Source organism: Salana multivorans, from assembly GCF_003751805.1.
Taxonomy (GTDB): Bacteria; Actinomycetota; Actinomycetes; order Actinomycetales; family Beutenbergiaceae; genus Salana; species Salana multivorans.
In genome coordinates, this window is sequence record NZ_RKHQ01000001.1 from 2,460,823 (window position 1) to 2,471,585 (window position 10,763).

Genomic DNA, 10,763 nt, shown 5'->3' on the forward strand with positions numbered 1-10,763 from the left:
TTCCTCACGATCCGTGACGTAACGTAGAGGAGCCGACGCGGGGTGGAGCAGCTCGGTAGCTCGCCGGGCTCATAACCCGGAGGTCGCAGGTTCAAATCCTGCCCCCGCTACCAGTGTCCTGTCGCAGGACATCGGCAAAGGCCCGAACCCACGGATGTGGGTTCGGGCCTTCGTCATGTCGGGGCCGCGGTGTCGTCGCCGGTGGCTCCCGGGGTCGTGGGGTGGTGGCGCCGGGTGGTGCGCTGGGACGACCGACGCCCTCGCCGTGGCCACGCCTGGGCCGGGTACCGAGGACGACACGGTCGCCGGGTGGCCACGGCCGTGACCGTGGCCATGACAGGGCCGGGTGCCCGGGACGGTGCGGTCTCGGGGTGGCCAGCGCGGCGACCGCGGCCACGGTGGGGCCGCGTGCCCGGGCGACGCGGTTCGTCGTGGACGACGGGACGACGGCACCGCGGACGGCGGGACCGCGGACGGCCGATCTCGTCGGCCTCTCCCGGAACCCGCCTCAGGAGGCGCGGCGGAACGTGATGCTGCCGTGGTCGCTGCGCGCGGTCACCGTCGCGGCGCGGTCGAACCCCGCCTCGCCGGCGACCTCGTCGAGCGCGCTGCGCACCCGGCCGTTGCGGGACTCGGCGTCGACCTGGACGGCGGTGCCGTAGGGGATGCCGATCTTCTGGCTGCCGCTGCGCGTCGTGCTGGTGAGACGGCCTTCGACGAGCCGCTCGACGGTGATGCTGCCCGAGCTCGCGTGAGCCGTGAGGGTCCCGCGCGCCTCGCCGACCTTGAGCGAGCCCGAGCTCGTCTCGAGCGCGACCTCGCCGGCGGCCGAGTCGACCTGGAGGTGCCCCGACCCGACGCGGAGCGAGCTCACGCCGTCGATCGCGCGCACGGCGACGCTCCCGCTGCCGCCGCGCACCTGGAGCGAGCCGACCTGGCCGACCGCGAGAGCGCCCGAGCCGATCCGGACGTCGGCGGCCGCGGCGCGCTGGAGGTCGATCGCCCCGGAGCCGCCGTGCACGGTGGCCGTCTCGGCCTCCTCGAGGCGCACGGCGCCGGACCCCGTGCGCAGGTTCGCGGCCGAGTAGCGACCCTGGGCCTCGATCCGGCCGCTGCCGCCCGCCAGGTCGAGGACGGTGCCGGTCGGCACGTCGGCGTCGATCCGCAGCCCCGTCGCGGTCGCGAGCAGGCGCAGGGGGTTGGGCACGTCGATGTCGATCCGGTTCGCCGACACGGCGACGGTCGTCGCCTCGGCCAGCTCCTCGGCGCGCAGGCCGGTGGCCGTGAGCGTGACCGTCGCGGTCGTGAGGCCGTCGACGGCCCGCACGCGCAGGTCGGACCAGCGCAGCTGCCCGGCGAGGGTGAGGATCCCCGTGACGGGGGCGGACGTGGTGCGGGTGGCGGTCATGGACATGGGGACTCCTTGGTGGGGACGGGGGCCGCGAGGTGTGGCGGGATGGACGGGGACGGCGGGCGCCGACGATCGGCTGGGTCCGGCTCGACCGGGCGGTCAGCCGATCCAGCCCGTGAGGCGGTTGCCCGCGCGCTGCGTCGAGCGCGGGGTCGTGTCCGTGAGCGCGAGCTCGGCGGCCCGCACCATCCACGAGTTGACGGAGAGGCCGACGCCGGTCGCCGCCGCGTCGATCCGCAGCTTGAGGTGCTGCGGCAGCCGCAGCGTGAACCGGGTGACGCCGGCCTCGACCTCCTCGTCGACCGGCTCGGGCGCGGCCTGCGCCGGCGGGGTCGTGAAGGGTGGCGCCATGACGGGCAGGACGGAGGTCGGCGGCAGGTGCGACGCGGCCGGGTCCTCGTCCCGCGGGTCCACCCGCACCCGGGGGACGGCGACGATGACGGGCTCGCCGTCCTCGAGCCGGACCTCGACGGTGGCGACCTCCGCGAGCTGCTCGCGCAGGGCGTCGGCCGCGTCGGACAGGGTGCGCTGGAGCGCCAGCCGGAGCGCGGGCTCCAGCGCGAGGGCGAGGCGGCCGCTGGCCTCCTCGACGGCACCCCCGGCGCCGGACCCCAGCGCCAGGAGCTGGTCACGGACCTCGAGAACTCGTTGATCGAAGGACATGACGTCACCGTAGCACCATTATGACACCATGATGGTGTCGTCATGGTGTCAGTGTGGGTGCGGTGCGGTGTCGTGGATCGCCACCCGGGCCGTGGCGGTCTCAGGCGGGGACGTCGCGGCGCCGGGACCGCCACGGGGCCGCGGCCACGAGCGCCGCGGCGACGAGCGCCGCGGCGACGAGCGAGAGCACGGCGAGCGGCCGGACCACGTTCTCGACCGTCGGCACGCGTCCGACGTGGGAGAACACCGGCGAGGGCGAGGAACGTCGCGAGCGTCGCGAGGGCGACCTCACCGAGCAGGTGCCAGTCGCCGGTGACGGCGCCCGCCCCGGAGGGCCGCGTGGCCGCGATGGTGCGTCGAGCCGGGGCGAGCTCAGCTCGGGCGGGGTGCCCTGGGGGCCGGCGTCGGATCGTCGAGCATGGGCGAGGCGACGAGCTCGTGCCGGCGCATGTACGTGCTCGCGATCGCCTGGATCGTCGCCGCGATCGGCAGCGCGAGGAACGCGCCGAGGGCGCCGAACACGGCTCCGAACGCGATGACGACGACGAAGCTGACCGCCGGGTTCATCTCGAGCGCCTTCGCCGAGATCTTCGGGGAGAGCCACAGGTTCTCGACCTGCTGGTAGGCGATGATGAACGCCAGCACGATGATGCCCTGCGTCAGTCCCTGCGAGGTCAGCGCGACCGCGACCGGCAGCGCGCCGCCGAGGTAGGTGCCGATCGTCGGGACGAACTGCGAGACGAGACCGGTGAACACCGCGAGCGGCAGCGCGTAGGGCGTCTGGAGGATGAGCAGGAAGATCGCGGTCGCTACGGTCGAGATCGCCGCGAGCGCGATCCGCGTGCGCAGGAAGTCCGAGACCTTGAGCTGCGTGATCTCCCAGTAGCGCAGCATGTCGGCCTGGCGGTTCGGGGTGAGGTAGCGGCAGATCGACGCGCGGAACCGCGGCCCCGCCGCGAGCAGGTAGTACGTGACGAGCATGATCGTCAGGGACGCGAACACGAGCCCGATGGCGGTCGTGCCCAGCAGCAGCGCGCCCGAGGCGACGTCCATCCCGTGCTGGTTGACGAGGTCCAGGAGGAGGTCGTGCGCCTCGGGCATGACGATGTCGAACCGCTCCGATATCCACAGCGTGACGTCCTCGTACAGCGCGGGCACGTTGGAGATGAGCTGGACGAGCTGCTGCACGAACAGGTTCCCGAACATCGCCACGACGACCATGACGACGGCGATCGACCCGAGCAGCGTCGTGATCGCCGCGCGCCCGCGCTTCCAGCCGTGCCGGACCAGCCACACGACGATCGGCTCGAGGGCCAGGGCGAGGAAGAACGACAGCAGCAGGTAGACCCCGAGCGTGCGCAGCGAGCCCAGCGCGTGCCACACGGCGATGCCGACGAAGACCGTGACGACGGCGCCGGCGAACGCGCGCCACAGCCACGCCGGGGGCCGGTTCGCCGGGTGGTCGGAGTGGCGCGCGGGGACGACCGGTCGGTCCGACACCTCGGGGGCTGCTTCGCTCATGCGCTCAGTGTGACGGCTTCCGGGACATCGGATGACCGCGCTGGTCGGGGACCGGGGCCACACCGACGTCGCGGGTGACGGGCGGGGCCTAGCGCAGGAGCCGGGACATCCGCCGGTCGGCGAGCGGCTTGCCGCCCGTCTGGCACGTCGCGCAGTACTGCAGCGAGCGGTCGGAGAAGGAGACCTCGCGCACGACGTCGCCGCACACGGGGCACGCCTGGCCGGTCCGGCCGTGCACCGCCATGCCGCGCCGCTTGGCATCCTTGAGCTCCGCCGCCGGCCGACCGGTCGACGCGGCGACCGCGGCACGCAGCACCTCCCGGGTCGCCTCGGCGAGGCGGTCCAGCTCCTCGTCCGTGAGGGAGCCGGTGAGCGCGAACGGCGAGAGCCGCGCGGCGTGGAGGATCTCGTCGCTGTAGGCGTTCCCGATCCCGGCGACGAGCCGCTGGTCGCGCAGCGCGCCCTTGACCTGCTGGTTGCGCGAGCCGAGGGCGGAGGCGAGCTGCTCGCGCGGGTCGTCGACCGCGAGCGGGTCGAAGCCGAGCGTCGCGATCGGCTCGACCTCCCGGACGTCCCGGGTGAGGTGGACGGCGAGACGCTTGCGCGTGCCGGCCTCGGTGAGGTCGAACCCCGAGCCGTCGTCGAACCACACGCGCACCGCGAGCGGGCCGGCCGACCGGCCGAGCGGACGCGAGCGCGGCGCGGTCGAGGCGGGCATCTCCTCCCGCCAGCGCAGCCAGCCGGCCTTGGCGAGGTGGAACGAGAGCCACTCCTCCGGCTCGGTCGCCGTGAGGTCGCCACGCGGGCCGAGCCCGATGGACACCCACTTGCCGTGCCGCTCGACGTCGGTGACGCAGCGCCCGGTGATCTCCTCGAGCGGCGGCTGGACCGTCTTGAGCGCACCGATGGCCGCGACGTGGACGGCGACGACGAACCGGCCGACGGTCCGCTCGCGCAGGAAGCCCGCGAGGGCTTCGACCTCAGGAAGCTCGGGCATGCCTCACTGTGCCACACGCCGGGGCGGCACGAGGAGCAGCCAGCCGAGGACCCCGACGCCGAGCACGGCCGCCGCCGTCACCCAGGCTCCGGGCAGCTCGGGAACCGCCCACGCGACGAGGCCGAGAGCCTGGCCGACGAGCTGCGCGCGCCAGAACGTCGGCCAGCGCCGCCGCAGCACGGCGACGGCGACGGGGGCGCGCGGTCCGAGGTTCTCGGTCAGCCGCAGCGCGACGCACGTGACGTGCACGGCGAGGACGGTCAGCGCCGTCGAGAGCGCGAGCCACACCGTCGGGCGCTCGTCCTGCAGCAGCAGGGCGAGACCCACGACGCCGAGCCAGAACGCGGGCAGCGCACCGCGCGGTCGGACGACCGCCAGGGCGAGCGCGACCAGCCCGAGGACCCAGCCGGTCACCGTCGTCGCGGTCAGGAGCACGGCCGCCGCGCCGGCGACGACGGCCAGCGCCCGCAGCGTCCCGACGGACACGGCCGGACCGACGTCGATCCGCAGCTCCGGCTCCTCGGACGAGGTCTCGCCGTGGCCACGGCCCGCGCCGCGGCGCGGGGTCTCGCCGCCGCGTCGTCGCAGCCGGTCGAGCAGCCCGGTGAGGGCGCCGCGGACGTCGAGGCTCACGCGGTCCACCACCGCTCGACGCCGATGCCGGCGGCGCGCAGCTCACGCAGCCGCTGCGTGCGCTCGGCGAGCACGAGGCGCGCCGCCACCTGCTCCGGCCCGCTCAGCGAGCCCAGGTGGGTCGGCGGGAGGACGTCGACGGCGACGACGGGGTGTCCGGCGCGGGACCAGTCGGCGGCGGCCGTCGCCGCGTCGTCGTCGAGGAAGGTGGAGACCACGACGATGATCGCCCCCGCCGTCACCTGCGGCGCGCGGACGAGACGCCCCGGCTCGCCGACCGCGCGGCTGCGCGTGATCGCCTGGACGATCCGGTCGAGGTGGCGCCGACCGGCACCCGGGCGCAGCGGGCGCCCGCGGTGGCCGAGGTCGACGAACGCGACGCGGTCGCCGCGCTCGATCGACGCCTGCGCGTGGGACGCGGCCGCCTGCCGCGCCACGTCGAGCGAGGTCGGCTGGGTCAGCACGTCGCCGGTGCCCCCGGCCCACGTCCGCACGTCGATGCCGACGTCGTCGCGCGAGTCGAGGACGACCACGACGACGGCCTCCGCGTCCGCGTGGTGTCGTCGGACCCATAGACGCGTCCCCAGCCGCGGGTCGGTGGTGCCGCGCCGGGCGGTGACCCGCCAGTCGACGTTGCGCAGCCGGTCCCCGGGCGCGAACGGCGCGATGTCGAGCAGGTCCTCGCCCTCGCCGCGACGGCGCGAGCGGTGGGTCCCGGTCGAGCCGACGAGGTGGTGCGGCGCCGGCAGGCCGCTGACGGGCAGCCGGATCGGCTCGACGACGAGCGCCGGCGCGACGACCGTGACGGGCGCGGACTCCAGCTCGCCGTCGGCGGCGACGGGAACCGCGTCGAGCCGCAGCGGCGCCAGGTCGCCGGTGCGCGCGGACTCGAACGTGACGGTCGCCGGTGTCGGGTCGGCCGCCAGGAGCGCCGTCGCCTCGGGGTAGCCGGGCAGGCTCAGCCGGACCCTCGTCTCCCCGGGCGGCGGGACGAGCCGCGTCACGTGCTCGCCGGGACGCGGGGCACCGGTCGCGCGCAGGGTCGGCGGCCCCGGTGGGCGGGCGACGGACCGGCGTCGCGCGACGACGGCCGCGACCAGCAGCGGGGCGACGACCGCGACGACCACCGGGCGACCGAGGACGACGCCGGCGAGCAGCAGCCCGAGCGCGACGACTCCGAGCGCCGAGGCGCTGCGGATCTCGAACCACGACCCGGCGCCGGGCGCCGTGGACGCGATCCGATCGGCCGGTCCGGGTGAGCTCACGCGTGACCCGATCGGGCCGGGACCGCGGCCGGCGTCGGGACCGTCGTGAGGATCTCGGCGACGACCCGCTCCGGCGAGACGCCGCCGGCCCAGGCCTGGGCGGTCAGCACGAGCCGGTGGGCGAGCGCCGGGACGGCCACGGCCTTGACGTCCTCCGGGGTGGCGTAGTCGCGGCCCGCCATGGCCGCGACGGCGCGCGCGAGCAGGAGCAGCGCCTGCGATCCGCGCGGGGACGCGCCGACCTCGACGCCCCGCGCCGTCCGCGTCGCCGCGACGAGGTCGACGCAGTAGCGCACGACGTCGGCGTCGACGCTCACCAGCTCGAGCCCCTCCTGCAGCCGGTGCAGCTCGCCCGGGGCGAGCACGGGCCGGACGGGGGCGGCCTCGGCGCGGCGCGCGAGCCGGCGGTGCAGGATCTCGCTCTCCGCCGCCACGTCGAGGTACCCGACGGCGACCCGCGCGAGGAACCGGTCCAGCTGGGCCTCCGGCAGGGGGTAGGTGCCCTCGTGCTCGACGGGGTTCGAGGTCGCGACGACGTGGAACGGGGTCGGCAGCCGGCGGGTCGTCCCCTCGACCGTCACCTGGCGCTCGGCCATCGCCTCGAGCAGCGCCGACTGGGTCTTGGGCGGGGTGCGGTTGATCTCGTCCGCCAGCAGCAGGTTGGTGAAGACCGGGCCCGCCCGGAACTCGAACTCGGCGTCGCCGGGGGAGTAGATCATCGCGCCCGTGATGTCCGACGGGAGCAGGTCGGGGGTGCACTGGACGCGCGCGAAGTCGAGGGCGAGCGCGGTCGCGAGGCTGCGAGCCGCGAGCGTCTTGCCCGTCCCCGGGACGTCCTCGAGCAGGAGGTGGCCGCCCGCGAGGATCGTCGCGAGCGCCAGGTCGAGGGTCGGCATGCCGACGACGGCGGTGCGGACCTCGGCGAGGACGCGGGTGCTGGCCTCCGCGATCTCGGCGACGCCGGCCGGGCTGCCGGGCACCTCGGTGCCCACCGTCGCCGGAACGTTGTCGGGGCTGGTCATCGGGGTCTCCTCTGGTCGTGGGAGGGGCTGGTGTCGGCGCGCTGCTCGATCGCGGCGAGCGTGCGCTCGATCCGGTCGACGGCGCGTGCGACGTCGGCGGTCGGGTCGGTGCCGGAGCGCCGGCGCCGGCCCCCGGTCGGGGGCGTGGTCGGGAGCAGCGGGGCGAGCGCGGCCCGCAGCGCGTCCCGCTCGGCGGGGGTGGCGTCCGGCTCGAGCCGTTCCGCGAGCTCGACGAGGCGCCGGACGAGGTACGGACCGGCGCTCGTGCCCGCGTCGAGCTGCCAGGACAGGCGGTAGATCTCGGCGCGCCGGCCGCCCCGCTCGGGGGCGGGAAGCTGGGGCCACGCCGTGTAGTCGTCGCCCGGCAGGAGGTGGGCGAGGACGAGCACGACGACGACCGTCGCCGTGACGACGGCCGTCGCAGCGAGGTCGAACCGGAGGACGCCCCACGCGACGAGCGCGGAGCCCGGGATCGCGAGCCCCTCCAGCACGAGGCGCCGTGTGCTCAGCCCCGCCACGTCGCCTCGATCCGGGCGAGCGCCTCGCTCGCGACGGCCACCTGCTGCCGCGTGACGGGCGCGGTCGAGAACCGGGCGGCGAGGTAGGTGCGCCGCAGCGCCTCGACGGCCGCGGGGTCGGCGTGGGTCCTCGCGAGCAGCTCGAGCGTGAACTCGGTCGGCGTCTGGCTCGGCGACCGGGCGGCGTGGCGGTCCGCCGCGCCCTCCTCCAGCGCCAGCCAGGCGGCGACGACCGCGTCGCGCGGGGCCACCGCCCGGTCCAGGGCGCCGCGGGCGGAGGTCAGGGACTCGGTGAGGTCGGGGACCGCGGTCGCCTCGGCGTCCGTCGTCCGGCCGACCGTCTCGATGACCTCGCCCTCGTACCGGGCCAGTCGGCGCGGGAGGTAGCGGCGCAGCAGGAGGATGACGGCCGCGGCCACGACGGCCGCGGCGACCGCCACCAGCGTCGGGCCGAGCCAGTCGGGCACCTCGATGACCAGGGGGTCGCCGCCCTGGCCGAACGAGGGCGTCGGCAGCACGGGGTCGACCACCCCGCCGGGCGATGCCGGAGGCGCCGACTGCTGCGCGCTCGGCGCGGGCGGCGCCGGCCGGACGCCCAGCTCGCCCCGCCAGCGTGCGCCGAGACCGGCGAGGAGCAGCAGTCCGAGGAGCGTCCAGCCGAGCCGACCGGCGGTGCTCGCGCGACCGGGACGCGCAGGCGCGCCGGGGTCGGGGGCGTCGCCGGTCCCCGCGACGCCGCGGGACCCGCTCGGCGGGCCGGTCGGGGTGCTCACCGGGGCTCAGCGCCGCCGGTAGTGCAGGATCCGCCAGCCGGTGCCCGTGCGCGAGACGCGCCAGCCGGCGACGTCGGCCGGCGTGCACTCCCGCCACGTCGCCTCGTCGATCGCGGGGGCGCGGGTGGCCGCCGCGTCCGGACCGGGCTCTGGCACGTCGATCTCGCTCACCACGAGCAGGTCGGCGTAGGCGATCCCCTGCGCGTAGACCTGACCGCCGCCCATGATCCAGACCTCGTCCGGGGGCGGGGCGGCGTCCGGTGTCCCGACGGGGAGCGAGGCCGTCGCGATCGCCTCGGGGAGCGAGCCGGCGCGGACCGGGTGCTCGTCCGGTGCGCCGTGCCAGGCCGGGTCCCGGGTGACGACGACGGACGCCGCCGTCCGCGCCCGCCGCCATGGCCCCGGCATCGAGTCCCAGGTGGTCCGCCCGACGACGACGGGGCGGCCGGCCACCGTGTCGCGGAAGTGACGGAAGTCCTCGGGGACGTCCCACGGCAGCTCGTCGTCGACCGCGATGACGCCACCCGGCGTCTGCGCCCAGACCATCCCGACGGTGGCGTGAGGCACGGGACGGCCCATCAGACGGCGACCTTCCCGGGGATCGTGGGGTGGTGGCGGTAGTCGTGCACGACGACGTCGTCGAACGTGTAGTCGAAGATGCTGGCCGCCGGGCGCAGCTCGAGCGTCGGGAAGGGGTAGGGCTCGCGGGTGAGCTGCTCGCGGACCTGCGCGTCGTGGTTGTCGTAGATGTGGCAGTCGCCACCGGTCCAGACGAAGTCGCCGAGGCCGAGGCCCGTCTGCTGCGCCACCATGGCGGTGAGCAGGGCGTAGGAGGGGACGTTGAACGGCACGCCGAGGAAGAGGTCGGCGCTGCGCTGGTAGAGCTGGCAGGAGAGCCGGCCCTCGGCGACGTAGAACTGGAAGAACGCGTGGCAGGGAGCGAGCGCCATCTCGTCGAGGGCCGCGACGTTCCACGCCGAGACGAGGTGGCGGCGCGAGTCGGGGTCGCGACGCAGGTCATCGACCACCTTCGTGATCTGGTCGACGTGCCCGCCGTCCGGCGTCGGCCAGGAGCGCCACTGGACGCCGTAGACCGGACCGAGCTCACCGTTCTCGTCGGCCCACTCGTTCCAGATCCGGACGCCGTTCTCCTGCAGGTAGCGCACGTTGGAGTCGCCCCTGAGGAACCACAGCAGCTCGTGGACGACGCTGCGCAGGTGCACCCGCTTCGTCGTGACGAGCGGGAAACCGCGCGAGAGGTCGTAGCGGAGCTGGCGGCCGAACACGCTCCGCGTCCCGGTGCCGGTGCGATCGCCCTTGTGGGCCCCGTGCGCGAGGACGTCGGCGAGCAGGTCCTCGTACTGGGTGTCGAGGCGCGGGTCGGGGCTCATGCGCTCATCGTAGGCAGGCTGGCTCACGGCAGCTCGGCCGTCACGGTCACGGCGGTCGGGGCGCCCGCCTCGAGCGTCCGGGAGACCGTGCAGTGCGCGGCGATGCCGGCCTGGGCGGTCGTGAGCATGCGGGTGCGCCGCGACGCGTCCTGCCCCTCGACCTCCGGCCCGCTCACCACGAGCTCGACGACGAACCGCGCGTACCGGTTCTCGAACGGCTCGGGCACGCGCTCGACGCCGACGGTCATCGCGACACCGTCGCCCAGCTCGGACGTGATCCGGCCCTCGGCGGACATCCCGGTGCACCCGGCGACGGCGATCGCCAGCAGCTCGCCGGGCGAGAACACGCCGGGCGCGCCCTCCTTGCCGATCAGGACCTCCGCGCCGCGGCCGTTGTGCCCCGTCCACGCGATCGGGCCGGTGCGCTCGACGTACAGCGCGGGGGCCGTCGTGCTCTCGCCGGGTGCCGGGGTCTCGGGTCGGTGCGTCGCGTCGTCGCTCATCCCCCCATCCTGCCGCGTCGAGCGGGCCGCGCCGGGGACCCCCGGCTCTGGCCTGGCGAGGCGAAC

General features: G+C 75.5%; 13 protein-coding genes and 1 tRNA gene. 1 reads left to right on the forward strand and 13 read right to left on the reverse strand.

Features of this window, described 5'->3' with window-relative positions; translation table 11 throughout:
- Nucleotides 1-36 precede the first annotated feature (36 nt).
- Nucleotides 37-113 (forward strand) — tRNA-Met (locus tag EDD28_RS10545).
- Between the two features lie 395 nt (nucleotides 114-508).
- Here the strand turns inward: EDD28_RS10545 and EDD28_RS10550 are convergent.
- From EDD28_RS10550 to EDD28_RS10605, 13 genes are all read right to left on the reverse strand, one after another.
- Nucleotides 509-1,414, reverse strand: coding sequence for a DUF4097 family beta strand repeat-containing protein (locus EDD28_RS10550; RefSeq protein WP_123739565.1), 906 nt, complete (start codon nucleotides 1,412-1,414; stop codon nucleotides 509-511).
- 96 nt (nucleotides 1,415-1,510) lie between these two features.
- Nucleotides 1,511-2,074, reverse strand: a complete 564-nt coding sequence (locus tag EDD28_RS10555; protein ID WP_123739566.1) for a hypothetical protein — start codon at nucleotides 2,072-2,074, stop codon at nucleotides 1,511-1,513.
- A 100-nt stretch (nucleotides 2,075-2,174) separates the two neighbouring features.
- A complete protein-coding gene (locus EDD28_RS17365) occupies nucleotides 2,175-2,321 on the reverse strand; it encodes a hypothetical protein (protein WP_170169430.1) in 147 nt (48 codons plus the stop codon).
- Nucleotides 2,322-2,446: 125 nt separating this feature from the next.
- Nucleotides 2,447-3,595 carry an AI-2E family transporter gene (locus tag EDD28_RS10560; protein ID WP_123739567.1) on the reverse strand — a complete coding sequence of 383 codons (1,149 nt, stop codon included), beginning with the start codon at nucleotides 3,593-3,595 and terminating at the stop codon, nucleotides 2,447-2,449.
- 88 nt (nucleotides 3,596-3,683) lie between these two features.
- Nucleotides 3,684-4,592, reverse strand: a complete 909-nt coding sequence (locus tag EDD28_RS10565) for an Fpg/Nei family DNA glycosylase (protein WP_123739568.1) — start codon at nucleotides 4,590-4,592, stop codon at nucleotides 3,684-3,686.
- 3 nt (nucleotides 4,593-4,595) lie between these two features.
- Entirely contained in the window at nucleotides 4,596-5,225 is a 630-nt protein-coding gene (locus tag EDD28_RS10570; RefSeq protein ID WP_148059594.1) for a hypothetical protein, read from the reverse strand.
- Nucleotides 5,222-6,490, reverse strand: coding sequence for a DUF58 domain-containing protein (locus tag EDD28_RS10575; protein ID WP_170169431.1), 1,269 nt, complete (start codon nucleotides 6,488-6,490; stop codon nucleotides 5,222-5,224). The genes EDD28_RS10570 and EDD28_RS10575 overlap by 4 nt, the downstream gene beginning before the upstream one ends.
- Nucleotides 6,487-7,512: an AAA family ATPase gene (locus EDD28_RS10580; RefSeq protein WP_123739570.1), complete on the reverse strand. Its 1,026-nt coding sequence runs from the start codon at nucleotides 7,510-7,512 to the stop codon at nucleotides 6,487-6,489. Before EDD28_RS10580 ends, EDD28_RS10575 begins: the two co-directional genes overlap by 4 nt.
- A complete protein-coding gene (locus EDD28_RS10585; RefSeq protein WP_123739571.1) occupies nucleotides 7,509-8,030 on the reverse strand; it encodes a hypothetical protein in 522 nt (173 codons plus the stop codon). The genes EDD28_RS10580 and EDD28_RS10585 overlap by 4 nt, the downstream gene beginning before the upstream one ends.
- Nucleotides 8,018-8,803 carry a DUF4129 domain-containing protein gene (locus tag EDD28_RS10590; RefSeq protein WP_123739572.1) on the reverse strand — a complete coding sequence of 262 codons (786 nt, stop codon included), beginning with the start codon at nucleotides 8,801-8,803 and terminating at the stop codon, nucleotides 8,018-8,020. Before EDD28_RS10590 ends, EDD28_RS10585 begins: the two co-directional genes overlap by 13 nt.
- A gap of 6 nt (nucleotides 8,804-8,809) precedes the next feature.
- On the reverse strand, nucleotides 8,810-9,370 hold the full coding sequence (locus EDD28_RS10595) for a dihydrofolate reductase (RefSeq protein ID WP_245967998.1): 561 nt from the start codon (nucleotides 9,368-9,370) through the stop codon (nucleotides 8,810-8,812).
- A gap of 11 nt (nucleotides 9,371-9,381) precedes the next feature.
- Complete coding sequence (locus EDD28_RS10600) at nucleotides 9,382-10,194, reverse strand: thymidylate synthase (RefSeq protein WP_123739574.1); 813 nt, start codon at nucleotides 10,192-10,194, stop codon at nucleotides 9,382-9,384.
- Nucleotides 10,195-10,217: 23 nt separating this feature from the next.
- Complete coding sequence (locus tag EDD28_RS10605) at nucleotides 10,218-10,697, reverse strand: OsmC family protein (protein WP_123739575.1); 480 nt, start codon at nucleotides 10,695-10,697, stop codon at nucleotides 10,218-10,220.
- Between the last annotated feature and the right edge of the window lie 66 nt (nucleotides 10,698-10,763).

Coding starts and splice junctions, on each gene's coding strand:
- EDD28_RS10550 (WP_123739565.1), bottom strand. CDS start 1,414: ATGTCCATGACCGCCACCCGCACCACGTCCGCCCCCGTCACGGGGATC.
- EDD28_RS10555 (WP_123739566.1), bottom strand. CDS start 2,074: ATGTCCTTCGATCAACGAGTTCTCGAGGTCCGTGACCAGCTCCTGGCG.
- EDD28_RS10560 (WP_123739567.1), bottom strand. CDS start 3,595: ATGAGCGAAGCAGCCCCCGAGGTGTCGGACCGACCGGTCGTCCCCGCG.
- EDD28_RS10565 (WP_123739568.1), bottom strand. CDS start 4,592: ATGCCCGAGCTTCCTGAGGTCGAAGCCCTCGCGGGCTTCCTGCGCGAG.
- EDD28_RS10580 (WP_123739570.1), bottom strand. CDS start 7,512: ATGACCAGCCCCGACAACGTTCCGGCGACGGTGGGCACCGAGGTGCCC.
- EDD28_RS10600 (WP_123739574.1), bottom strand. CDS start 10,194: ATGAGCCCCGACCCGCGCCTCGACACCCAGTACGAGGACCTGCTCGCC.
- EDD28_RS10605 (WP_123739575.1), bottom strand. CDS start 10,697: ATGAGCGACGACGCGACGCACCGACCCGAGACCCCGGCACCCGGCGAG.